Origin of the sequence: Nocardia caishijiensis NBRC 108228, from assembly GCF_001612825.1 — a bacterium.
GTDB classification, from domain to species: Bacteria; Actinomycetota; Actinomycetes; order Mycobacteriales; family Mycobacteriaceae; genus Nocardia; species Nocardia caishijiensis.
Window position 1 is genome coordinate 369,516 of record NZ_BDBE01000025.1, and the last position, 24,154, is coordinate 393,669.

General features: G+C 69.8%; 22 protein-coding genes. 17 read left to right on the plus strand and 5 right to left on the minus strand.

The annotated features are described in order from the left end of the window. Window positions 1-8 precede the first annotated feature (8 nt). The 15 genes from NC7_RS29020 to NC7_RS08665 all read left to right on the plus strand — a co-directional run bounded on the left by NC7_RS29020 (window position 9) and on the right by NC7_RS08665 (window position 15,011). Complete coding sequence (locus tag NC7_RS29020) at window positions 9-1,295, plus strand: DUF8176 domain-containing protein (RefSeq protein ID WP_157101895.1); 1,287 nt, start codon at window positions 9-11, stop codon at window positions 1,293-1,295. Window positions 1,296-1,306: 11 nt separating this feature from the next. Continuing rightward, the gene (locus NC7_RS08600; protein ID WP_067980994.1) at window positions 1,307-2,158 is read left to right on the plus strand and encodes a MinD/ParA family ATP-binding protein; all 852 of its coding nucleotides are present in this window, start codon (window positions 1,307-1,309) and stop codon (window positions 2,156-2,158) included. Continuing rightward, window positions 2,155-2,805 (plus strand): hypothetical protein, encoded by a 651-nt coding sequence (locus NC7_RS08605; protein ID WP_067980995.1) that lies wholly within the window; start codon window positions 2,155-2,157, stop codon window positions 2,803-2,805. The genes NC7_RS08600 and NC7_RS08605 overlap by 4 nt, the downstream gene beginning before the upstream one ends. Window positions 2,806-2,899: 94 nt before the next feature. Next, a complete protein-coding gene (locus tag NC7_RS08610) occupies window positions 2,900-3,193 on the plus strand; it encodes a hypothetical protein (RefSeq protein WP_067493819.1) in 294 nt (97 codons plus the stop codon). Next, window positions 3,193-3,447 carry a hypothetical protein gene (locus NC7_RS08615; RefSeq protein ID WP_067493516.1) on the plus strand — a complete coding sequence of 85 codons (255 nt, stop codon included), beginning with the start codon at window positions 3,193-3,195 and terminating at the stop codon, window positions 3,445-3,447. The genes NC7_RS08610 and NC7_RS08615 overlap by 1 nt, the downstream gene beginning before the upstream one ends. Before the next feature lie 25 nt (window positions 3,448-3,472). After that, window positions 3,473-4,078, plus strand: a complete 606-nt coding sequence (locus tag NC7_RS08620; protein WP_067981292.1) for a DUF8175 domain-containg protein — start codon at window positions 3,473-3,475, stop codon at window positions 4,076-4,078. Beyond that, complete coding sequence (locus NC7_RS08625; RefSeq protein ID WP_067980996.1) at window positions 4,075-4,890, plus strand: DUF8175 domain-containg protein; 816 nt, start codon at window positions 4,075-4,077, stop codon at window positions 4,888-4,890. The genes NC7_RS08620 and NC7_RS08625 overlap by 4 nt, the downstream gene beginning before the upstream one ends. 53 nt (window positions 4,891-4,943) lie before the next feature. Further along, the gene (locus NC7_RS08630; protein WP_167352414.1) at window positions 4,944-6,347 is read left to right on the plus strand and encodes a hypothetical protein; all 1,404 of its coding nucleotides are present in this window, start codon (window positions 4,944-4,946) and stop codon (window positions 6,345-6,347) included. After that, window positions 6,344-7,840 (plus strand): SCO6880 family protein, encoded by a 1,497-nt coding sequence (locus tag NC7_RS08635; protein ID WP_067980997.1) that lies wholly within the window; start codon window positions 6,344-6,346, stop codon window positions 7,838-7,840. Before NC7_RS08630 ends, NC7_RS08635 begins: the two co-directional genes overlap by 4 nt. Before the next feature lie 7 nt (window positions 7,841-7,847). Further along, window positions 7,848-10,145: a putative type IV secretion/conjugal transfer ATPase gene (locus NC7_RS08640; protein WP_084458179.1), complete on the plus strand. Its 2,298-nt coding sequence runs from the start codon at window positions 7,848-7,850 to the stop codon at window positions 10,143-10,145. Next, a complete protein-coding gene (locus NC7_RS08645; RefSeq protein WP_236573354.1) occupies window positions 10,145-10,450 on the plus strand; it encodes a transposase in 306 nt (101 codons plus the stop codon). Before NC7_RS08640 ends, NC7_RS08645 begins: the two co-directional genes overlap by 1 nt. A 61-nt stretch (window positions 10,451-10,511) precedes the next feature. Continuing rightward, window positions 10,512-12,161 carry a peptidoglycan DD-metalloendopeptidase family protein gene (locus tag NC7_RS08650; protein ID WP_067980999.1) on the plus strand — a complete coding sequence of 550 codons (1,650 nt, stop codon included), beginning with the start codon at window positions 10,512-10,514 and terminating at the stop codon, window positions 12,159-12,161. Further along, window positions 12,158-12,739, plus strand: coding sequence for a hypothetical protein (locus NC7_RS08655; protein WP_236573353.1), 582 nt, complete (start codon window positions 12,158-12,160; stop codon window positions 12,737-12,739). Before NC7_RS08650 ends, NC7_RS08655 begins: the two co-directional genes overlap by 4 nt. Window positions 12,740-12,774: 35 nt before the next feature. Then, window positions 12,775-14,601, plus strand: coding sequence for a type IV secretory system conjugative DNA transfer family protein (locus NC7_RS08660; protein WP_067981001.1), 1,827 nt, complete (start codon window positions 12,775-12,777; stop codon window positions 14,599-14,601). Further along, window positions 14,598-15,011: a DUF4913 domain-containing protein gene (locus NC7_RS08665; RefSeq protein ID WP_084458181.1), complete on the plus strand. Its 414-nt coding sequence runs from the start codon at window positions 14,598-14,600 to the stop codon at window positions 15,009-15,011. The genes NC7_RS08660 and NC7_RS08665 overlap by 4 nt, the downstream gene beginning before the upstream one ends. A gap of 46 nt (window positions 15,012-15,057) precedes the next feature. Here the strand turns inward: NC7_RS08665 and NC7_RS08670 are convergent, their stop codons facing one another. Next, on the minus strand, window positions 15,058-15,642 hold the full coding sequence (locus tag NC7_RS08670; protein ID WP_067981002.1) for a hypothetical protein: 585 nt from the start codon (window positions 15,640-15,642) through the stop codon (window positions 15,058-15,060). Between the two features lie 105 nt (window positions 15,643-15,747). Beyond that, window positions 15,748-16,635, minus strand: a complete 888-nt coding sequence (locus NC7_RS08675; RefSeq protein WP_067981003.1) for a peptidylprolyl isomerase — start codon at window positions 16,633-16,635, stop codon at window positions 15,748-15,750. Between the two features lie 320 nt (window positions 16,636-16,955). Here NC7_RS08675 and hisS point away from each other — a divergent pair, with 320 nt between their 5' ends. Then, window positions 16,956-18,230: a histidine--tRNA ligase gene (gene hisS, locus NC7_RS08680; protein WP_067981295.1), complete on the plus strand. Its 1,275-nt coding sequence runs from the start codon at window positions 16,956-16,958 to the stop codon at window positions 18,228-18,230. Between the two features lie 222 nt (window positions 18,231-18,452). After that, entirely contained in the window at window positions 18,453-19,097 is a 645-nt protein-coding gene (locus NC7_RS08685) for a hypothetical protein (protein ID WP_067981004.1), read from the plus strand. Window positions 19,098-19,099: 2 nt separating this feature from the next. Here NC7_RS08685 and NC7_RS08690 read toward each other — a convergent pair whose 3' ends face one another. Genes NC7_RS08690 through NC7_RS08700 form a run of 3 tightly spaced genes read right to left on the minus strand, consistent with a single transcriptional unit; the run spans window position 19,100 to window position 23,936 of the window. Further along, the gene (locus tag NC7_RS08690; RefSeq protein ID WP_157101896.1) at window positions 19,100-20,167 is read right to left on the minus strand and encodes an alpha/beta hydrolase; all 1,068 of its coding nucleotides are present in this window, start codon (window positions 20,165-20,167) and stop codon (window positions 19,100-19,102) included. Between the two features lie 8 nt (window positions 20,168-20,175). Then, entirely contained in the window at window positions 20,176-21,738 is a 1,563-nt protein-coding gene (locus NC7_RS08695; RefSeq protein WP_067981006.1) for an ArnT family glycosyltransferase, read from the minus strand. Further along, on the minus strand, window positions 21,735-23,936 hold the full coding sequence (locus NC7_RS08700; protein WP_084458183.1) for an MMPL family transporter: 2,202 nt from the start codon (window positions 23,934-23,936) through the stop codon (window positions 21,735-21,737). Before NC7_RS08700 ends, NC7_RS08695 begins: the two co-directional genes overlap by 4 nt. Between the last annotated feature and the right edge of the window lie 218 nt (window positions 23,937-24,154).

Sequence of the window (24,154 nt, forward strand, 5' to 3'; positions counted from 1 at the left end):
AGGGGGGAATGTTGAAGTCGTACAACGAACTGTCGCGCTGGTATTCGGCGCTGGAGCCGGAAACCGACACGGCCGACCCTGCGCGCCAGGACACCACCGACCAGGTGGCGGCCGACGACGAGGCCCCCGCCCGATATTCGCAGCGCCCCGAGCGCGCCCCGACGGCAGAGCCACCGGCCGACCCCGTCGCGCGCCCCGGGCAGTCCTGGACCAAGCCGGACCCCGACGTCGTCGAAACCTCCGCCGAGGACTTCGTCGACCGTGATTTCACCAAGCCGGAACAGACCCCCGGGTCTTTCGACCCGGTGCCGTGCTCGGCGGAGCAGGAGCCGACCCCGCGCACCGAGGACCCGCGGTGGGAACCGGATCCCGTACCGGTCGCCGGATTCCCGACGCGCGAGCGCGACTCGTTCGCGGTCGCCGACCGGGAGCGGACCCATGGCACCGACGACGACGCCGAATCGGGCGCGAACGAAGAGACACCCCGCGACGAGACGGAGATCGACTACTACGCGGTCGAGCAGGAACCGGCGCCGATCATGGAGGCACGGCCCTACGTGCCGGAACCCGTGCCGCTGGCCGAACACGCCGCGCGGCGCAGCGAATTCACCGGCGGCTGGGCGGACTGGGTGGATCACGCGCCCGGACCCGAGGACGACTACGACGCCGAACTCGTCCAGTTCCCCTGGGCCGACCCCGCCGACGACTACGACGAAGCGCACGTGCTCGAACCCTCCGGTGCCCTGCGGGAACGCCGGACCAGGCAGCGCAACCGCTCCTGGGTCGTGCTCGCGATCGCCGTGCTGGTCCTGGTGGTCGCCGCGACCGGTGTGATGTTCCTGTTGTTCGGCCGCGGCAATACCCATGCCGCCCAACCGGCCACCCCGCTGCACTTCACGGCGGGCAACCTCACCGCCGACACCGTGGGCGCCTGCCCGACCGAACGCACCGAACTCGTGGTGCGCAGCGCGGAGGCGGGCGGTACCGGATCGGGCCCCGACGCGGTGCTGGCCTTCCAGTACGCCTACTACGTGACGCGATCCGGGACGGCGGCGCGCGCGGTGGTCACCCCCGACGCCGAGGTGTCCTCGGCCGCGGTGATCCAGCGCGGCATCGATTCCATCCCGGTCGGCACCACGCACTGCGTGCGGATCACCACCGTCGCTCCCGACCGGTACACCGTTGAGGTCACCGAATTCCGGCCCGCGGGGGCGCCGGCCACCTACACCAAGCAGTTGGTGCGAACGACGCGCGTCGGCGATCGCACGCTCATCGCGGGCATCGCGGCAGGGTAAGGAGCAAGGCGATGACAGACGACTGGAGCCGATGGCTCGACGAGGCCCCCGAGGGGGACCCGTCGGACGACCTCGCGCGTGATCCGGCTCCGGTGGTGCGGTTGCGACGCCGAGGTGGGCGCTCCGGCGGTGCGCGCAGGCCGATCCTCGTCGTCGGCGGCTGCGGCGGCGCGGGCACAACGACCACCACTCTCGGCCTGGCGGCCGCCTCGGCGATCGACGGCGCGACGACCGTCGCCGTCGACGCCACCGCCGCGGGCAGCGACCTCGCCCTGCGCGGCGCCGACAAACATCTGCACCCGGTGAACCTGCAGTCGTGGGTCTACGGGCGCGGCGACGACGAACCGGCACCGATCGAGGACTGCCTGTCGCGCTCCACCTCCGGGTTCGGGCTGCTGTGGCGCGACGCGACCCCGCTGCGACGTCGCGCGACATATCTCACTGTCGCCAGGGCTTTGGACGCCGGTGGCTACACGGCGATCTACGACGGCGGCAACCCGATTGCCGGACGGCAACTGCGTCCCCTGCTCGACGACGCCGATATCGCGCTGGTGCTGACGATTCCGGCCCGGGTCGACGCCGCCAACCGGCTGCGGGTGACGCTGGAATGGCTCGACGACCACTACGGTGACGACGGCGCTGGAGTCGTCGCCGATACCACCATCGTTGTCTCCCATCAGTATTCGCAGGACGATTCGCGCGTTGCGGAGCATTTGCGCGAACACCTGTCCGGCTGGGTACGTGAGGTCGTCGAGATCCCCTACGACCCGCATCTGGCGCGTGGCGAACTGGTCAGGCACAGCGAGCTGGCCGAGGCGACGCGTGCGGCATATGGGAGCTTGCTCGCGGGGGTGGCATCATGACGGCAGCTATGAATCTTCGTCGTCGTCGTGAACCGGATGCGCCCGCCGGTGTCGTCGCGCCGCCTGAATCGTTGCGCGCCAAGATCTGGGAGCGCCCGGTCCCCGGGGTGGGACGGGCGCCGCTGGTCTGGTTGCTCGGCGTGCACGGCGGGGCAGGCGCCACCACGCTGGCCCATGTCTTCGCTCCCGCCGCGGACGCCCGTGGCCGCTGGCCGGGTGTCTTCGATCGGGAATCGCCCTACGTGGTGCTCGTCGCGCGCGAGACCATCTCGGGGCTCACCCGTGCCCACGATCTGCTGCGCCAGCATCACGCGGGGCTGGCCGGACCGTCGCTGGTGCTCGGCCTGATCACCGTCGCCGCCCGGCCCGGCCGGATGCCCGCCGAGATCCGCCGCTATCGCGACGTGGTCGGGTCGCTGGCCGGGCACGTCTGGCAGGTGCCGTGGATCGAGGAGTGGACCCTCGTGGAATCCGAGGCGCTGCCGGTGTGGTCCCCGGGTGAGGTGGTGGTGGCGCGCAAACGCAGGCCCGACCCGCTCGCGGAGGTCCCGATCGAGATCAACGAGCTCGGAACCGACCTGGTCGCCGCGATCAGGACGAGTCTCGGGTCGCCGATCTCGTCGGCGGCGCAGCGAGGTCGATCATGACGGCCGGGCGCGTCGGCCGTCTGTGGTGTACAAACGTGTGTCGGCGTCGAAGTGTTTGTGGCACAACACCTTTACAGTGGGAGAAAGGCACCCGATGAGCATGCTCCTCCTCGCCGTGCAGGACACGTACGGCACCGTGCTTGCCCAGGTCGGTAACCCGACCCCGGAAGCTCCTCCCGGCTCGGAGAAAATCCTGCAGCTGGTGCGCTACCTCACCTGGTTCGTGCTGCTGTCGGGTATCTGCGGCATCACCTACGCGGGCGGCAAGTTCGCGTGGGAGCGCTGGACCGGCGGCGGCCTCGAGTCGCCGAAGATGGTCGCGGGCGCGATGATCGGCGGCGTCGTCGCCACCAGCGCGGGCACGATCATGAATGCGGTCATCGGTTAGTGATCGCCGTGCTCGCCTACAAACAGATCCCGGCCGACGTGCTGGCGCCGCTGATGCAGTTGCTCAACTGGCTGCTGTGGTTCGTGCTGCTGTCGTGCCTGGCCTGGATGATCCTGTCGGCGGGTCGGCTGTGGATCGCCTTCCGCAGCGACCTCGCCGTGAACGACGCCTCACACGGTGTGCTGATGAGCCTGATCGGCGCCGCGGTCGCCAGTACCGCGTCGGCGATCGCGCTGGCCTTCCTGCCGGCGTGAGGTGACGGACGACGAAGGCCCGACCATGAATTCCACAGTGACGCGACCGGTGCTGGTCGGTATCGCCCTGCTCTCGGCCGCAGCGGGCTGCGGTGAGCAGGACGCGGGCCCCGACCTGTCCTCGGCACCGACCGGAGTGCGCTGGCAGCACTACCAGGGCATCGCCCTGCCCCACGCCGATCAGGGGCCCGCCGAGGTGCGCCAGGGCGCCGCGACCGGCTTCGAGCACTCGCCGCGCGGGGCGGGGCTGGCGGCGCTGACCCACACCATCCGGTTGTCGGTGGCACCCGACGACGACTGGGCCACCGTCGTCAATCGAGGCCTGGTCCCCGGACCGGCCCGCGACGAGTGGGCGATCAACCGGGTGCAGTTGTCGATCACCGGGCCCGCCGCGCCCGAGTACGCACCGAAATTGTTGGGTTACAAAATCACCGAATATCGCGACGAGCAGGCCGGTGTCGATGTGTACACCGAGTACTCGGACCGTTCCCGTGCGGTGAACCACACCGCGGTGAGTTGGTACGGACAAGACTGGCGACTGCGCTTACCCGACCCGGAGTCCACCACCCGACCCGTCGACGCGATCGACGAATTACCACCCGACATCGTGACATTGGAGGCACCGCAGTGAGCGAGAAGGAGGCGTCGACACGCGACCGCGCGTCGTTCGGCATGATCGCCTCTGGTGCCCTGCTCGCCCTGATCCTGGTCGTCGGCGCGGTCGTGTACTTCACCAGCAGCGGCGAGGCGGAGATCGACGCCGGACCGCCGCCCGCGCAGGCGGCGGGCGGTACGGGATTCGCCGAACCCGAAGTCGACCTGTTCGGCAGGCGCGTCGACGTGCCCAACAATCCGGCCGGGCAACCACTGGCCCAGGACCCGAGCACGCGACGCGCGCCCGACGACCCGGACTGGCTCACCGCCGCCCCGGCGGGCACGACGAAACCGCACGGCTGGCAGCGGGTCTACGGCGCGTCGGTGCCGTTCTCCACCTCCGACGGGCCGTCGCGGATCGAGGCCGGGCTGGCCGTCGGCTACGCGCACACCCCGCAGGGCGCGGCGCTGGCCGCCGCGCAGATCACCTACCGGCTCAACGCTCGACCCGCCGACCGCGATCTGTACGTCACCCAATTGCGGGTGAGCTCCACCCAACTGGCCGCCTACGACTCGGCGTTGGCCGCCGACAAACTGCCCGAGCAGCAGCCGGAGAAGGTGACGCGCTACTTCGTCGCCTCCGACGCCTTCCGCATCGACGACTACGCCGACGACATGGCGATCGTGCGACTGGCCTCGCGCGGTCCCGTGGTCGACGGCAAGCAGCTGTACGCGGCGATGCGGCTGATCGTGGTGTGGGACGACGGTGATTGGCGGCTCAAACCGTCGACCACCACCAACAACCGGACCGAATACGTGGAATCGCTGGCGGGGTGGACGACATGGTGACCAACCATCGAGGGGTGCCGACAATGCTGAGGCGGATAGTCACAATATTCGCGGTGATCTTCACCGTGATGATCGCGACCCCGACCGTGGCCTACGGTCAGACCTACGGCTTCGACGAGGCGTGCAACGAACTGCACGACACCCTCGACAGCGTCGCCATTCCCGGTGTGTCGCTGGGTGATGCCGCCTCGGCCGTCTGCAAGGCGGGCAACGCCGCCACCCACCCGGGCGACGCGGCGACCGCGGTCAAGGACAAGGCGTGGGACTCCACCTTCGGCAAGGTGGTCGACTCGCTGATGAAGGGCCTCGGTGAGGCGCTGATCCTGGCGCTGACCTTCTGGATGAAGGTGCCCAACGAGGCGGTGAGCGATTCGGGCGCGTTGTTCACCAAGATCAACGACTACACGTATCAGATCCAGCTACTGCTGTTGATCGCGTCGGTCATCATCACCGGCGGCCGATTGGCCGAGGCCAGACGCGGCGCGGCCGTGAGCGAGGCCGCCGAATCGTTCCGGCTGTTCGCCCGCGTGGTGTTCAGTTCGTGGATGCTCGGCGCCGTGATCGTGGCGGGCACGCGCGCCTCGGACAAGTTCTCCGAATGGATCATCGCCGACGCCACCGGCGGCAACGCCAAGAACATGGCCGAGCTGATGGTGAAAACCTCGAAGCTGCAAGCCTTCTCGCCGGGTCTGGTGCTCATCATCGCGATCGTCGGCCTGCTCGGCGCGCTCGCCCAGATCGTCCTGGCCATCGTGCGGCAGGGCCTGCTCGTGGTCGCGGCGGGTGTGCTGCCGCTGGCCGCGGCGGCGTCGGCGACCAGTACCGGCAAGCAGTCGTATCAGAAACTGGTCGGCTGGATCATCGCGTTCATGCTGTTCAAACCGGTGGCGGCGATCGTGTACATGATCGCGTTCACCACGGCGGGGCACACCGACGAGACCACCGCCTCGGGTGGGCTGCCCAGTGGTGAGGACGCCCAGCGGATGCTGGTCGCGCTGGTGCTGCTGTGCAGCGTGGCGTTCGTGCTGCCCGCGCTGATGCGGCTCGTCGCGCCCGCCGTCGCCACCGTCGGCACCGGCGGCTCGGGTCTGATCGCCGCCGGTGGTGTGGCGCTCGGTGCGATGGCGCTCGGTGCCGTCGGCACCAAGGCCGTCGCCGCGCGGCCCGTCGCGGCGCCGGGTACGGCAGGCTATTTCGGCAACCAGGCGGGCGGTACCGGCGGAGCGGCCGCGCAGCGCGGCGGCGCACCGCGACCCACGCCGCCACCACGAGGTGGCGGCTCCGCACCGCCACCGGCCAGTTCGGGCTCGGTGCCCTCGGGCGCGGCCCGCAACATGGCCGCCGCGCGGGCCGCGGCCGCAAGCGCGTCGCGCGCCGACGAACGGGCGGGCGACGTGGCCGGTGACCGCTGGGCCAACCGTTCACCCGACCTCGGTAGGAGCACGATTCCGCGATGAGCACCTCCGCGACCGACACCTACGAGCGCCGCTCCTACGGGCTGTGGCAGAAACCGCGCAGCGCGGGCCTGTTCGGCCTGCGTTGGGAAGAGACCGTCATCGGTTTCGTCGTGGTGATCACGGCACTGATCTGTGCGATGGTCGGCGGATTCAAATGGGGCTTCATCGTCGGCGGCCTCGGCGCGCTGGTGATGGTGCCGCTGGTGTGGCGGACGGGGGGCCGCTCGGGCTATGAGACGGGACTGATGATGTTCAACTGGATGCGCTCGCGCCGCAACGGCGAGCACGTGTACCGCGGCGGCCGGTTCTCCCGGATCCCCGGCGGCGTCACGAAACTCCCGGGCCTGCTGGCGCCGTCGAAGCTCTACGAGGGCATCGACGCGGGCGGCTACCACTTCGGGATGATCCACCTGCCCGCCTTCGCGCAGTACACGGTCGTGCTGCGCGCCTGGCCGCAGGGCCACGAGGCGGTGGACCAGCCGGTGATCGACCGCTGGGTCGCCGCGTGGGGCACCTTCCTCGCGTCGGTGGGCCAGACCAGCGACATCGTCGCGGTGGTTCCGGTGATCGACACCGTGCCCGAGACCGGTAACCGCCTGCTCAACGAGGTCTCCACGATCACCCGCCCGGAGGCACCGGATCTCGCCCAGCAGGTGATGTACGAACTGGCGACCGAATTGCCGCAGGAGCGCGTGCAATTGCTGCCGCGCGTGGCGATCACCTTCAAGGCAACCACCGCCGAACGGCGCAAGAACCCGGCCGAGGAGGCCGTGGAGATCGGGCGACGGCTGCCCGGCATCTGCGCGGCGCTGGCCGAGGCGGGCGTGCGCGCCCAGCCGATGTCGGCCGAGGAGGTCATCTCCTTCATCCGGCGCAGCTACGACCCGGCCGCCCAGGCCGATCTCGAGGTGGCCGCCGCCGACCCCGGCGGGCACGGCCTCGGCTGGGACGACGCGGGCCCGGTGTCCTACGACGAGAAGTGGGACCACTTCATCCACGACGGCGGCCGCTCGGTGACCTGGGAGATGGACGCCGCCCCCGAGGGCGCGGTCGACGAACGGGTGTTGCAGCGGTTGCTCGCGCCGAATCCCGAAGTGCCACGCAAACGCATCGCCATCGTCTACCGACCGCACTCGGCCGCCGACGCCGCCGAGATCGTCGACGACGACTTCAAGAACGCGCTCGTCGCGCAGCAGAGCGAACGCGGCGTGGTGTCAGCGGCCGCCACGCTGCGGGTGGGCGCGACCCAACAGGCGCGCGAGGAACAGGCGCGCGGCCACGGTGTCACCCGCTTCGGCGCCCTGGTGACCATCACCGAACCGCTGCGCGGTGACCTGCCGCGCATCGAGGCCATCACGCGCGACCTGTCCACGCAGGCGCGCCTCAAGATCCGCCGGTGCTACCGGTACCAGTCCGCGGCGTTCGCGGCCTCTCTCGGTTGCGGTGTGATCCTGCCCGAACACGCGACCATTCCGAAGGCATTGGCGGGGTGAGGCGATCATGGGACGCGACTACGAACCCCCGGTGCGCGACCGCGACGACATCGCGTTGCGCCCGGTCCACCGGCCACCACGCATCCGAGGCGAACGCGAGCCACGCCCCTCGGGGAGTACGTCGCGCGTGAGCGACGACGTGCTCGGCCTCGACGAGCGCACCGACCGCGACGACCGCGGCCGGGACGACCAGGAGTGGTCGCAGGACCGCGCCCCGCGCCGCCGGGGCGAGGAACCGCGCAGGTCACGCGAGGACGCCGCCCGACCGCGTCGCGAACCGGCCGACGGCGACCGCGCGCCACGCGGCGCGGAGAGCGAAACCCGCCGACGCGGCGACCGGACCGGTCGGTCGCGAGACGACGCCGGACGCCCGCGTGCGGACCGCCGCCCTCGACCCGACACGGTGCGGAGTCTGCGCGACGAGGACCACGGCCCACGGCTGGAACACGAACGACCACAACCCGATCCGCGCCGCCGTCCGAAACCGCCCGCCCCGAAGCAGGCGCGCAAGCAGCGTCCGGTGCGCGCGGTGCGTCCCGACGACGCCGCCGACCGGGCCATGGGCACCGGTCGTTCGGCACGCTCGAAGGCCGGGCCCGAACGCCGCCAGGGTCCGGCGCTGCTCGACGACGCCACTCGCGCCCGCTACGAGATGATCGCGCGCGAACAGTCGGGTCTGCGCGCGGCCTGGGCCACCTTCCGCATCCACACCGACGACCTGCGCCGCAACAACGCCCAGGCGCGCAGCGAGGCCGTCGTCAAGGACGGATTCGACCGCACCACCGCCGAATTGACCGACCGGGGCTACTCCGGTGCGGGCGGCGGCAAGATGAACGTCGTCGGCCGCCCCGTCGAGTACCGGGCGACCACCGCGCAGGTCGCCGGTCTGTGGCCGTGGTCGGTCGGCGCGGGCGCACCGCTGATCGGCACTCCGCTCGGTTCGCACCTGCACACCGGCGCCCCGGTGTGCTTCGACCCGATGAACTGGTTCATGCGCGGCAGTTTCATCACCGCGCCCAGCCTTTTCGTCCTGGGACTCAACGGTTTCGGCAAGTCCTCGCTGGTACGCCGGATCGTGCTCGGCGGCATCGCCCAGGGCATCACCCCGCTGATCCTGGCCGACGTGAAGCCCGACTACCGCAAGATGGTCGAACTCGTCGGCGGTCAGGTCATCGACCTGGGGTACGGCCACGGCAAATTGAACCCGCTCGCCGCCGGTGTGCTCGGTTCGGTGGTGCCGCGGCTCGAGGAATTCCCGGCGCTGCAACTGCAGGTGCTCCAGGATCTGCGCGCCCGGCAGGTCACCCTGATCGCGGGTCTGGTCGAACTGGTGCGCGGGGCGCGGGTGGCCGACTTCGAGGAAACGCTCATCGCCACCGCGCTGCGCATCCTGTACCAGCCGGGCAGCGGCTACGCGCCCGACAAACCGCCGATCATGGAGAACCTGCTCGAGGTGATCGTCGCGGGCGGACCGGAACTCATGCTCGACGCGGGCGCCGACGACGAGGACGAATACGCCCACGCCATCAAGCATCTGCGCCGCTCGCTGCGCGCGCTCACCCAGGGACCGTTCGGCGCCATCTTCAACGGCCAGACCAGTGTGCCGATCGACACCGGGGCCGTCGCCGTGTGCATCGACGTGTCCCACATCCCCACCGGTGACAAGAAGCTCAAAGCGGCCGTGATGCTGGCCTGCTGGGCCGACGGATTCGCCTCGGTGGAGGCCGCGCACGTGCTCGCCGACGCGAAACTCGGCCCGCAGCGCTACTTCCAGGTGGTGATGGACGAGCTGTGGCAGGTGCTCGGTCTCGGCGACTTCATGGTCGACCGGGTCGACGAGCTGACCCGTCTGCAGCGTGGTCTGGCCACCGCCCTGATCATGATCAGCCACACCATCAAGGACCTGCAGGCGCTCGGGTCCGATGCCGCGATCGCCAAGGCCATCGGCTTCCTGGAACGCGCCCGCGCCAAGATCTTCGGCGCCCTGCCCGCCGAGGAGATCTCGCGACTGGATTCGACGGTGCCGTTCACCTCCGCCGAACAGGAGATGGTCACCGGATGGTCGGCGCCGCAGGCGCTCACCGGGGAGGCGCTGAAGCCGGGCCAACAGCGGCCGTCGCCGCCGGGTACCGGCAAGTTCCTGCTCAAGATCGGTGAGGATCGCCGCCCCGGCATCCCCTTCCACATGGAGTTCACGGTGTCGGAGAAGGAAAGCGGAATCCACGACACGAACCAGCGGTTCAGCGAGTTCGGCGACAATCCGAGAGGCACTCCCGAGCCGCGAGGGGAGGAGGACCAGCCGTGATGCCGCACCGGTCCTACCGTCGCGTCTCACCCGAGGTGCGCAACGCCGCCGTCGAACAGGTGCTCGCGCTCACCGACAAGCTGCGCAGCGAGTCCGAGGCGTGCCGGGTGGTCGCCGATCAGATCGGCGTGCACGCCAATTCGGTGCGCAACTGGGTGCGCGCGGCGCAGGGACCGAGTCTGGACCGGATGGACGCCAACGCCCTGCGCCGCAAAGTGGTGCTGCTGCAACAACAACTGGCCGCGGCGGCCGAGATGAACCGCACCCTCGCCGACACGCTCAACGAAACCCGGCGACGCACGTGAACACCGCCGCGGCGGACGAGTGTGTCCTCGCCGCCCGGCGCGTGACCCGGGGCGGCCGCCGATGAACGCCCGCTCGGTGATCGTCGGCACCTTCGGCGCGGTCATCGGACTGGTGGCGATGGTGCTGGTGATCGTGCTGCCGTCCTCGGACGAGACCTGCGAGACCGGTGACGTGCTGGTCGGCTCCTCCGCGCCGACGCTGCCCCAACTCGGCGCCGACACCCGCGCGGGTGCCACGAGCGCCACGGCGACATCGAACGCGACCGTCACCGGCACACCGTCGTTGGCCGCCGGGGTGGGGCCGCTGCGCCGCACACTGCCGATGGAGGTCGGCACCTTCACCATCTCCGATGTGTTCGGGTCGCGTGGCGGTGGGCACAAGGGCATCGACATGGCCGCCGCGGACGGGACGACCATCTACTCGGTGTCCGACGGGCGCGTCGTCGCGGCCGGGCCCGCGTCGGGGTTCGGCAACTGGATCGTCGTCGACTCGGTCGACTACAACGGACGCGCCTACTCCTCGGTGTACGGGCACATGTGGGATCACGGGGTGAAGGTGCGCACCGGTGACACCGTCACAGCCGGTCAGCCCATCGGCATGGTCGGATCGGCGGGCGAATCCAGCGGTCCCCACCTGCATTTCGAGATCGTGCCAGGTGGGCGTTTCACCGGTGGCCGCCAGATCGACCCGATGCCGTGGCTCGACGGCGCACCGACTCCGGATGTCGGTGGGGCGCGCGCCTTTTCCAACGACCCGAGCTGTGTGCGCGGATTCGGTAGCGCCGGTGGCCTGCTCGCCGACGGGAAAGTGCCCGCCGAACTGGAGATCTGGTACCGGCGCGCGGGCACGGTCTGCCCGGAGATCTCCTCCTCGTTGCTGGCCGCCCAGGCCAAGCAGGAGTCGGGTTTCCGGCGCGGGCTCACCTCCCCGGCGGGCGCGCAGGGCCTGGCCCAGTTCCTGCCGGGTACGGCGGTGAGCATCAACCCCGACGACGGTCAGCCCTACATCATCGACGCCGACGGCAACGGCACGGCCAGCGTGTGGGACGACGGTGACGCCATCATCGGTCAGGCCCGCTACATGTGCGCCATCGCCCACAAGATCGCGGGCTGGATCGCCGAGGGCAAGGTGTCGGGCGACCTGGCCGCGCTCACCCTGGCCGGATACAACGCCGGTGAGGGCGCGGTGCTGGCCTCGGGCGGCATGCCGAACCGGTACGCGGCGCACTATTCCGAGACCCGCCCGTATGTCACCAACATCCTGGCGATGGAACCGCAGTACCGCGCCGCGGGCGCACAGGGCCGGTTCACCCCGGAACCCGGCGGCGGCGGTCCGCAGATCGCCGAGGCCGCCCACGACTGGCTCGGCGTGCCCTACGTGTGGGGCGGCGGCGGTCCGCAGGGGCCGAGTGGCGGTGGCTTCGACGGGCCGGGCCTGACCGCCGCGGCGGTGTTCGCGGCGACGGCGGGGGAGGTGGACCTGCCCCGCACCGCCGAACAGCAGTGGGAGGCGGGCGTCGAGGTGCCGCTCGGTCGGATCGCCGTCGGCGACCTGGTGTTCAGTGATTTCGGTCCGCACGGGCCCGCCCAGGTCGGGATCTACGCGGGCGACGGCCAGGTGATCCAGGCCGTCGCGCCGAGCGGACGCAGCGGGGGCGGGGTCGCCGAGGTGGCGGTGCCCGGTGACGCGCGAGCGAGGAGGGTCGTGTGACCACACCGGTGGCCCCATCAGGGATAACCTGGTGGCAGACAACACGAATCCGCACGATCCCGGCGGTGATGCTCGTGGCGTTCGTGAGTACGGCGCTCGTCGCCTGCGGTGGCGACGCCGATTCCGCGCGCCCGCAGGCGAGTTCGACCACCCGGCTGCTCGAGGCGGCCGCCACCGTCGACCCGACCACGCCCGACGGGGTCGCGGTGGTGGCGCTGCGCGAGGTGTACACCTGGCACCCGGTCACCGAGGAGCCCGGTGAGTCGTTGGGGCGCGCACGAAAATGGCTGGGGCCGAGCATGTTACGTATGCTTGACGCGCCGACCGGCACGGCGGCACCGAAACCCTCACTGCAGTGGGCCGATTGGGCGAAGGCGAAAGCGAACGTGACGGCCTTCACCTTCGCCTCGGGGGAGAAGGCGCCGCCGAGCGCCGACCCGGCCGTGGCGCAGTTCAAGATCGGCATCGAGCAGACCGTCGTCTACCCGAACGGGCGCACCGAAGACCTACCGCCGAGCACGGTCATCGCGACCGTGGTGCAGACGCCGCAAGGCTGGCGCCTCGACGGGTTCCGCTGAGATCCCTATCCCACCAGGTCCCCGAGGAGGCAAACGTGGCGAAGAAAAAGGTGAAGGACCCGGCCGCGGTCGGGCCCGACACGACGCTGATCCTGATCGTGTTCGGCTTCGCGACGCTCGGCGTCCTCGCCGTCGCCCTGCATCTCGGCAACGCCCTGTCGGTGCAGCCGCAGAACGTGCCCGTCAATCCGATCGCGGTGGTCGCCGACCTCGCCCGAGGCAAACTGCACTGGCCGCGGGCCTCGACGGTGATCGTGCTGCTGGTGATCGCGGCCGCGTTCGCCTACGTCTACCTCCGCAAGCAGATGAAGAAGCGGGCGGTCGTCGGTCGGCTGGCGATCGACGACAAGGCCGACTACATGGGTAGCGGCAGTGCGATCGCCTCGATCACCGAGGACGGGGTGCGGCAGAAGGCCAAGGACCTCGGTATGCGACTCGGCTCCGAGGACGCGCCCGGTGTGCCGATCGGGATCGCCGTCGCCGACGGTTCGCCGCTGTACGGTTCGTACGAGGATCTGCACCTCGACATCTGGGGCCCGAGGCAGGGCAAGTCCACATCCCGGGTGATCCCGGCCATCCTGTCCGCCATCGGTCCGGTGCTGGCCACCTCGAACAAGCGGGACGTGGTCGACGCGACCCGTGATGTGCAGGAGGCCAAGGGCAGCAAGACTTTCGTCTTCGACCCGCAGGGCGTCGCGGGCGAGCGCGCGACCTGGTACTGGGACCCGCTCTCGTGGGTGAACCCGCGCACCGAGGGCTGTGAGATGCGGGCGGCGCGCCTGGCGGGCCACTTCGCCGACGCCGAGACGAGCTCGAGCTCCGACGACGGCGACAGCTACTTCGGGCCGGAAGCCGAGGACCTGCTCGCGGCTCTGTTCCTCGCCGCCGCGATCGCCGGGAAACCGATCACCCAGGTGTGGGAATGGGTGACCAACCCCCAGGACCCCGAGCCCATCCAGCATCTGCGCGATGTCGGCCAGCATTTCATCGCCTCCGGCCTGGCGATGCAGTACAACGCCGAACAGCGCACCAAGGCAGGCATCTTCGGCTACGCCAAGAAGATGATCCGCTGCCTGCAGTTGTCGAACGTGCACGCCTGGGTGACGCCGGGCAGCGATGCGCGACCGCAATTCGACGAGCTCGAGTTCATCGAACGCAACGGCACGCTGTACTGCCTGTCGCTGGAGGGGCGCGGCTCGGCGGCCCCGCTGGTCAGCGCTCTCACCGAGGCCGTGATCGATGTGGCGATGCGCAAGGCATCGATGTCGTCGGGCGGCCGATTGCCGATCCCGCTGCTCGCGGTGCTCGACGAGGCCGCCAACGTGGTGCGCTGGAAGGATCTGCCCAAGCAGTACAGCCACTTCGGTTCCCGTGGGATCGTCGTGATGACGGTGCTGCAGTCGTGGGCGCAGGGGGCTCGCTGCTGGGGCGAGGACGGGATGAACGCCCTGTGGTCGGCGGCCAACATCAAGGTGCTCGGCAGCGGCGTCGACGACATGGCCTTCCTGCGTGACCGTTCCGAGGCGATCGGCGAGTACGACTCGATCTCGGCCTCGGTGTCGCAGTCGGGCAACAGCAAGAGCTACTCCCGTTCGCTCAGTTCGTCGGTGACGTTCACCCCGCAGGGGTTGGCGACCCTGCCACGCGGGCGCGCGGTGGTGTTCACCTCCGGCCAGCCCGCGGTGCTCGTGCGGACGGTGCCGTGGTGGGAGTCCAAGTACAACGACGCGGTGAAGCGGTCGATCGAGAACAACGACCCGACCCGCAAGACGCGTATCGACGATCTGTACGGATCGCCTGCGCTGGCGAAATCAGTTCCGCCGGATGAGATCGGTGAAGTCGAGGAGGTCAAGCCGCTGTGAGCGACGATATTCCGAACGTGCAGCAGGGACGGGTCTACGCCGGGGTGACGGAGTTCGTCGGTGAGTACCTGAGCCAGCTCTATCAGCGTCAGGTCACCGATATCAGTGACACGGTGTGGTGCCCCGAATGGTGGCGTCACCCGGAGGCCGCGGTGCGACTGGACGCGGTGTGGCAGGCCTGGGAACACTTCCGGATGAAGGGTGGCCCTGGTATCAGCGTGTGGTTCCTCGAGCACGCCGACCCGCACATGACCAAGCTGTTCGATCCGCGTGGTCCGTTCAAGTACTGCAGTGTGCGCAACGGGCACAAGGAGATGCTGTCCTCGTTGCCGCTGAAGAAGCCGGAGCAGGATCAGTGGTCGGAGCCGAACAACGGGCTCTGGGACAAGGGCGGCAACTACCCGGCCTGAGGGTGGCGCTGCCACGGTGCTCACCGGCACCGTGGCAGGGTCAGGCTCAGCGTCCCCGTTCGATGCCGCGTTCGACGCCCAGCTCGAGCCCGCGTTCCAGGCCGCGTGCCCGCACCTGCGGTGACCGTGCCGCCGCGTCGCGCAGCCGGATCGCCTCGTCGGGGGAGATGCCGTGTCCCATTTCGACGAGCATGCGTACCTGGCTCAATTCCGGTGCGACACCGGCACGTTGCAGATGCGCCGCGATCGCGGCTCGCCGTTCGGTCGAGTCGTAGCTCGGTGTGGCGCCCGCGAACGGTGACGCCGCGTCCTTGACGAGATTGACCCCGCGCGATTCCGTCGAGCGTGATTCGAGCCCGCGCGACTCGAGTCCACGGGACTCCACCGTGCGCGTGCCCACCGTCATCATCTGTTTCAGCTCGATATTGCGCGGATCCTTGGCTTTCAGATCGCGCGCCTCGCGGATCTGCAACTCGCGCGCTTCCTTCATCTTCGCCTCGATCGCCTTCGCGCGGGACTCGGCTTCTTTCTGACCGTGTTCGCGCGACTTGAGGGCGACCAAGGTGGCCATCTGCAGCATGGTGCGCATCATCGCCGCTGTTTCGCTGCCGATGTCGTCGAGCTCCGCCATGACTGCTCCCCGATGCCGCTGTGGAAGTGGACATCTGAGCCTACCCTGAAAACGACGAACGGGCCGGACACCCGAAGTGTCCGGCCCGTGTCGTGGTAGCGGGTGTCAGCCCACCTTGACGGTGTTGAACGAGATCGGCAGCTTCGGCTTGCCGCCGCCCGCCGGGTTGGACCCGTCGTCGCCCTCGGCGCCGACCTTGGCCAGCGTCTGCAGGCCCGGTTCGTCGATGGTGCCGAAGATCGTGTACTTCGGCGGGAGCGTGGTGTCACCGAAGACCAGGAAGAACTGGCTGCCGTTGGTGCCCTCCGGGGTGAGGCCGGAGTTGGCCATCGCGATCACGCCGCGCTTGTAGGTGACCGGGCTGTTCAGCGCCGGGTCGGACGGGTCGTACTGATCCGTCGGGTACTCGTTGGCGAAGGCGTACCCGGGACCGCCCTGGCTGGAGGCGGTCGGGTCGCCGCACTGCAGCATCTCGAATCCCTGCTGGGCCGAGATCCGGTGGCATTCGGTGTTGTCGAAGTAGCCCTGGCGCGCCAGGCTCACGAAGCTGTTCACCGTGCACGGCGACCCCGTGCTGTCGAGTTCGAGTCCGATCGGGCCCTGGGTCGAGTCGATGGTCACCGTCGTCCTCGGCGCGTCGGGACCCGCGGCGACCGAGGTCTCCGTCGGCGGGGTCACCGGCTTGGCGGCGGGCTCGGCTCCGGTGGGGTACGCGCAGGTCACCGTCTTGGACTCGGTCGGTAACGCCGGTAGTACACCGGGCTCCTGGGGCTTCTTCGTGCTGACGTTCGTCGTTTCCGACGCGGTCGGCGTGCCGTCCTCGCCCTTGGTGAGGAAGTACACCCCGACACCCGCGGCCGCGACCACGATCACGCCGAGCACCGACCCGGCGATCGTCAGGCGCTTGCGCTTCTTCTCCTGCTCGGCCCGTCGTGCCAGCTGGCGCTCCAGCTTGCGCTTGGCCGCCGCCCGTCGCTGTTCGTTACTCGGCACTACCGCGTTCCTCCCGTGTCGTCAGGTTCGCCTAGAGGGTAGTACGTCGTCCGGCGCACGCCCGGGCAGGAAGATGACGAAGAGCGCAATTCGGGCCGATACCGGCGTTGTCAGGTCACCGCGATGACGACCTCGCCCGCCGGGTGGCCGCTGTCGACGGCGGCGAGGGCGTCCGGAGCGTCGGCGAGTGCCGCTGCCCGGTCTCGGAGCGCCTACGTCGCGTCCGATGCCGGGTTCGGCCCGTCGATCACGGTGGTCACGGACGGCTCGTCGGTAACCGGTTGGACTCGGAGGGCGCCCGTGGGGAAAACTGGGTGATCGTGACCAAGACCAGCAGCTTCAGTGCCCCGAAGGGGGTTCCCGATTACGTGCCGCCCGGTTCGGCCGAGTTCGTCGCCGTGCGCGACGGGTTGGTCCATGCCGCCCGACTGGCCGGGTACGGGCACATCGAGCTGCCGATATTCGAGCTGACCGCCCTGTTCGCGCGGGGTGTCGGCGAGTCGACCGACGTGGTCAGCAAGGAGATGTGGACCTTCGCCGACCGCAAGGGCGAGAGCTTCACGCTGCGGCCCGAGGGCACCGCGGGTGTGATGCGGGCGGTGATCGAGCACGGGCTCGACAAGAGCGGTCAGCTGCCGATCAAGCTGTGCTACGCGGGTCCGTTCTTCCGGTACGAGCGGCCGCAGGCCGGGCGGTACCGGCAGCTGCAGCAGGTGGGTATCGAGGCGATCGGCGTGGACGATCCGGCGCTCGACGCGGAGGTCATCGCCGTCGCCGACGCCGGTTTCCGGGCGCTCGGTCTGGACGGTTTCCGGTTGGAGATCACCTCGCTGGGCGACGAGACCTGTCGCCCGCAGTACCGGGAGCTGTTGCAGCAGTTCCTGTTCGACCTGCCGCTGGACGAGGAGACCCGGCGCCGCGCCGAGATCAACCCGCTCCGGGTGCTCGACGACAAGCGCCCCGAGGTACGCGAACTCACCGCCGACGCGCCGCTGATGATCGATCACCTCTCGGAGTCGGCCAAGGCCCACTTCGAGCAGGTGCTGGCCCACCTGGACGCCCTCGGCGTGCCGTACGTGGTGAACCCGCGCATGGTGCGCGGCCTGGACTACTACACCAAGACCACCTTCGAATTCGTGCACGATCAGCTCGGTGCCCAGTCGGGCATCGGCGGCGGCGGGCGCTACGACGGGCTGATGGCCGAGCTCGGCGGGCAGCCGCTGTCGGGTATCGGCTTCGGCATCGGCGTCGACCGGACCGTGCTGGCGCTGGCGGCCGAGGGCAAGTCGGCCGCCGATCCGGCGCGCTGCCAGGTCTATGGCGTGGCCCTCGGTGACGCCGCCAAGGCGCGGATGGTCGCGCTGGCCGGTGAGCTGCGCGGCGCGGGCATCAGCGTCGACCTGGCCTACGGCGGGCGCGGCATGAAGGGTGCGATGAAGGGCGCCGACCGTTCCGGTGCCACGTACACCCTCGTTCTCGGCGACCGTGACCTCGAGGAGAAGGCGATCGGGGTCAAGGAGATGGCGACGGGCGATCAACGACAGGTCCCGCTCGGCGAGGTCGTCACGGTGCTGCGCGCGGGTCTCGCCCGCTGAGTTCGTCGCGGGTACCCGTGCGCCGATGACTCGGCAGGCCGTCGGCCCGTCCGAGATCGCCGCACGGTGCCGGTCGGTGCCTTCGAGTACGTGCTCCGGGTAGCCGTGTGGTCGATGCGGCAGCTGTGCGATGCGGCACTCGGGCACCGACCGCGGGCGTGGGGCGCGGTACGCTGACCGCGCCCCACGCCGGGTGGGCCGGTGGCGGTGAGAGGGACTGTGGTGAGCGGGGATTCCGGGCGGGCGGCGACGGAACCGATCGGCATCGACTTGGTCGCGCCCGAAGTGTTCGCCCCGATGCTGCGAAAACTCTCCCTCGGCGCGTTCGCCGTCGGTGTCGTGGTGACGCTGGTGGCCTCGCTCTGGTTGGGCCGGTCCTATGCCGTGCTGCTCGGCCTGATCGTCGCGGTGCCGACCCTCGCGTACGCGACGGCGTTCAAACGCAGGCGAATGTGGTTGCAGGGCACGGTGATCCATGCCCGCCGCCTCGTCGGTGAACGTCGGATCGACCTGGCCGACACGGCCGGTGCGCAACTGCTGGTGTTCCCCGGCAGGCTCAGCCGCATCGTGCTGCGTGTGACGGCGGGCGAGGACACCCAGCTGGTGCCGCTGGCCATGTACACCGACGCGGGCAGCGGTCGCGAGCTGCACCTGCTCGGCCTGCGCAAGCTGGCCGACGCCCTGGCCTCGGCGCCGCTGGCCGCCGCGGTCGCCGTCTCCGAAGTCCTGGTCGCACAGTTGCGCGCCGAGGCGCGTGACGCCGGGCTCGACGAACGACCGCTGTATCGCGGCGTCCGCCTGGTCCGCGCGCAGGATGCCGTGTCACCGGTGGTGCTCACGGATTCGCAAGTGGCCGAACTGGTCTGAGCCTACGGCTCGAGCAGCGGGGCGACGCGCTCCCAGTAGGTGTGCATGTCCTGTTCCCAGTAACCCCACGAATGGGTGCCCGCCGGACGGAAGTCGAAGTCGGCCGGGATGCCGAGTGCGGCGAGCCGGTCACGCAGGAGTCGAGTGCACACCACGGTGATCGCGTCGAGCACGCCGCCGATCACCAGTTGATCGATCAGTTTGACCGGACTCCGCCCGATACCCGGCCCGTCGAGGGTGTCCAGCGGACCGGGCAGGCCGTTGCCGGTGCTCACATACACTCCGACGCCGCGCAGCTTCTCGGCATGGAGCGCCACGTCGTTGGCACCCCAGGCCGGGTCGGTGGGCGGTCCCCACATGTTCAGCGGGTTGCCGCGGCGCGCGGTGACGATGGAGGCGACCATCGCCTGACCCGCCGGATTGCTGGTCTGCACGCACCCGCTGAACGAGCCGACCATCTGGAAGCGGTGCGGTGCTTCCTGTGCCATGCGGAAGACCGCCGAGCTGGCCATGGACAACCCCGCGACCGCGTCGCGCCCGGTGCCGTGGAACGCGGAGTCGATGATGGGCGGCAGTTCGGTGGTGAGGAAGGTGAGCCAGCGGTTGCGTCCGGTGCCGGGATCGTCGGACCGCCAGTCGGTGTAGAAGGTGCCCGCACCACCGATCGGCATCACGACGGTGGCCTGCTTGCCGGTGAAGAAGTTCAGGGCGTCGGTTTTGGTGAACCAGTTGCTGCCCTCGCGCCAGTCGAGGGTGTCGGTGCCGCCGTCGACGCCGTTGATCAGATACAGCGACCCCGCGGGCGCGTCCGGATCCGCGGCCGGGATCACCGCGACGGTGACCGGTCGGTTCATCGCCGCCGAGTGCACCGTCAGGTCGATCACCCGGCCCGGACCGTTCGCCGTGGCGGCTACCGCGAACGACCCGTTCGGTGCGGGCCGGGCCGCGTCCATCGCCCGGGCGGCCACCAGTTCCGGCGCCGCCTGGGCGGACACGGCGACGGGCAGACCCGCGACGGTGAGCGCCACCGCCAGGACGAGCCGTCGCACCAGCGTCTTCACCACTGTCATCTCTCCGTTCATCGCGCGTGCCTGGTGGTTCCGTCGACGAGCCGCAGCTCCCGGGCATCGGGCCACAGCGCCGACCACGGTCTGCTCGGCCCGGTGCACAGCCACACCGCGACACCTCGGTTCACGCCGGGAAAGCCGAGCGTTTCGTCCACGTGGCTGAGCAGGGTGGTGCTCGCGAAACGAGTACGCAGGCCCGTTTCGGGGCCGTCGACCCCGACGTAGAGGACCGTCGTCGCGCTGTCCGGGGGTGCGCCGAAGTAGCCGTAGCCCCGATTGGGGCTGTACACCGTCGGCAGTCCGGCCGCCGGACCGTATTCCTCCAGTGCCGCTGCCTGCCAATAGTTCTGGGTCACGATCACCAATCCGGCGCGCTGCCGCGCGGTCAGCTGCGCGTGTGCCCAGGTCACCGAGTCGACCAGGTCCTCCCAACCGCTCGGCCCGAACAGCACACTGCGCGAGTGGATCTGGGCGTAGTCCTCGGTGGCGGTGCGCAGCGCCGATTCCGGCCGGGGCAGCGCGAGGACGAGTGCGACACAGATCGTCGTGGCCAGACCGGCGACCGCCCCGCCGAAGACCAGTCCACGCCGCGACAGTCCCCGGTCCGTCAGATACACCGCGCCCGCGGCGAACAGACCGGGGAAAGCCCCCGCCACGAAGTAGGGCCGAAGTCCCGCGAGCACCACCGCGCTCAGCCCGATCGCGATCATCGGGATCAGAAACCGGTACGGCCGGAACCGCGGCGACCGCAGTCCCGCCCACATCCCCACGAGCAGCAGCAACCCGCCCACCCCGGTGACCTGGATCATCGTCCACGGTGCCGCGAGCACGCCCGCCGTGGCGAGCTGCTCGGCCCGCACGATCGCGCCCATCGCCAGCTGCGGCCACCCGTTGCGGTGCTGCCACCACAGGATCGGCACGGCCGAGCCGACCAGCAGTGCCGAACCGAGCCACCAGGCGGGCCGCCGCAGCATCGCGCGCGGACCGAACACCGCGACGCCGAACGCGAGGACCGCCCAGATGATCGGAATCAGCCACTTGACCTGGAAGTCGAGCGCGGCCACCGCCCCCGCCGCGAGCAGCAGCCCGTCCGCGCGCGTGCGCACCCACCGGATCCACAGCCACGCGATCACAGCCGTGAGCGTGATGTCGAGCGCGAAGGTGCTCAGCATCGCCGACTGCATCACCGCCATCGGCGTGGTCGCGTAGGCCAGGGCGGCGACGGTCTGCGGGAGCCGCCCGCCGCCGAACTCCCGGACCATCACCGCGCTGAGCACGACGGCCGCCACCGTGCACAGCAACGCGGGCAGGCGCAACGCCACGACCGACCCCGCCGCGAGCTGATCCGACAGTGCCGCCAACAGCGGTACCAGGGGTCCCTGATCGGCGTAGCTCACCGACGGATGTCGCCCGGCCGCAAGGAAATACAGCTCGTCGCCGCCGACGCGGTAGCGATCGAGGCGGGTGAGGAACAGTACTCCCGCGACGGCCGCCACCACCGACACCTCCCGCCAGGCCAGGGCGGGCAACGCGGTATCGGGCGCCGTGGGCGACTCGACGCCGCGCAGGCTCATGTGTCCCGGTCCCGCTCGCCGTGAGCCATGCTCTTCGCGGGAACCCCTGGGGGAGAAGATGATTCGACGACTGGCCGCTTCAGCCAGGCAGGTGCCCACCAGCACGCCTCGCCGAGCAATCGCATCGACGCGGGTACCAGCACCAACCGCAGCACGGTGGCGTCGATGACCAGCGCGGTGACCATGCCGAAGGCGATGTACTGCATCATCAGCAGTTCCGACAGCGCGAACGCGCCGGTCACCACCAGCAGGATCAGCGCGGCGGCGGTGATGATCCGTCCCGTCCTTGCCACTCCGGCGCGCACGGCCTCGGTGGTCGACGCCCCGGCCGCCCTGGCCTCGACGATGCGCGAGAGCAGGAACACCTCGTAGTCGGTGGACAGGCCGTAGATCACCGACACGATGATCACCAGCACCAGCGCCATCACCGGTTGCGGCGTGAACCCGAACACGCCCGCGCCGTGACCCTCGATGAACACCCAGGTGAGCACCCCGAGGGTGGCGCCGAGCCCGAGCAGGTTCAACGCGGCGGCCTTCAACGGCAGCACCACCGACCCGAAGGTCACCGCCAGCAACAAGGTGCTCGCGAGGAAGACGAACGCGATCATCAGCGGCATCCGCGCCACCAGCGCGTCGATGCTGTCCTGCTCGACGGCGGGCTGACCGCCGACCATCAGTGTGGCGCCCGGCGGCAGCGGCATCGAGCGCAGATGGTCGATCGTCACCTCGGCCTCGGCGCCGTCGGCCAGCACGGTGCCGGTGGTGAGCACCTGGGGCTGGAACGGTGAGCGCAACGGTGCGGGGAACGGCGCGGCCAGACCGGGTGCCCGGTTGGCGTCGGCACGCACGATGTCGGCGGTGTCGGGATCGAAGGTGACGATGACGAGGTCGATCGGGTCGATCTGGCGCAGCGGGAACGTCGCGTCGAAATGCTGCTGGGCCAGCCGGGTGGGGTGATCCGGCGGCAGGAACTTCTCGTTGATCGACCCGAAGGCCAGGTGCTGGATCGGGAGGATCAGCATCAGCAGGCCGAGACACACCGGAACAGCCACTGCCAGTGGACGTCTCATCACCGCGCCCGCCAGCCGACCCCAGGCGTTGTCGGTCGCCCGGTCGCGCGTGAGCGGTGTGCGGAACCATGCGACACCGAGCAGATCGACCCGCCTGCCCAGCACCGCGAGCATGGCGGGCAGCAGCGAGATCGAAGTCAGCGCGGCCAGCGAGATGGTGATCATCGCGCCGTAGGCGAACGAGCGCAGCAGACCCTGCGGGAACACCAGAATGCCCGCCGCCGCGACCACCACGATCAGCGCCGAGAACAACACGGTCCGCCCCGCGGTGGACACACTGGCGCGCACCGCGTCCTCCACCGAGCGACCGTCGGCCAGTTCTTCCCGGAACCGGCTGAGCACGAACAGGCCGTAGTCGATGGCCAGGCCGAGCCCGATCATCGAGACCACCGGGGACACGAAGGAATTCACCTCGGTCACCGTCGTGAGCAGGCGCAGCAACCCCCAGGCGCCGAGCATGGTCAGCCCGCCGACGATCAGTGGCAGCGCGGCGGCGACGACGCCACCGAAGACGAAGAACAACAGGACCGCGACGGCGGGCACGGCGAGCAGTTCCACCCGCCGCTGGTCCTCGACCATCGTGTCGTTCAACGCGGCCGCGACCGGTTGCCCGCCCGCCACCGCCATCTCGACCCCGGGAATCGTGAGCTCGTCGGCGATCTCCCGATAGTTGCGGCCCTGCTCGGTGGGGTCGAGCCCGCTGACCGCGATCGAGGCGAAGGCCTTGTCGCGCGTGGGCGAGCCGAAGACCTCGGGCATCGCTGTCCCGGTGTCGGTCGGCCAGTACGCGCCGTTGACCCGGTCGATGCGGTCGGGGAACCGCTGCGGCAGGCTGTTGAGCCCCGCCACCACGGTGGCGGCGAAGGCGGGGTCGTCGACGGTGGTGCCCTCCGGTGCGTGGAACACCAGCAGCAGGTCGGAACTGTGGTCGCGGCCGAAGGCGTTGTCGCGCACGTGGGCCGTGCGCACCGACTCCGAGGACGGGTCGTCGAACCCGCTCGAACTCAGGTCGGCGCCGAGCCCGAGACCATAGGCGCCCAGCGCCAGCAATCCCGCGACCACGGCCACGATGACGGCGTATTTGCGCCGCACGACGAAATCGCCCCACTGCCTCGAATCGGCGTACACATCCGGCTCCCAACGATATTTCGCGATGGGGTCGAACTTGTCACCGCCGATGGTCCGATGGTCGGTGAAACACCGATATTGCGGTCGGTCACAACGAATTACGGAATTGCCTTGTGAACCGTGACCTCGCGATATAGGGCCGGTCACAGGCGCTCGCGCGACCCGCAGTCAGAAATTCCAGACGTCGGTTATCGAACGATCGACACGGTGGCGGCCTT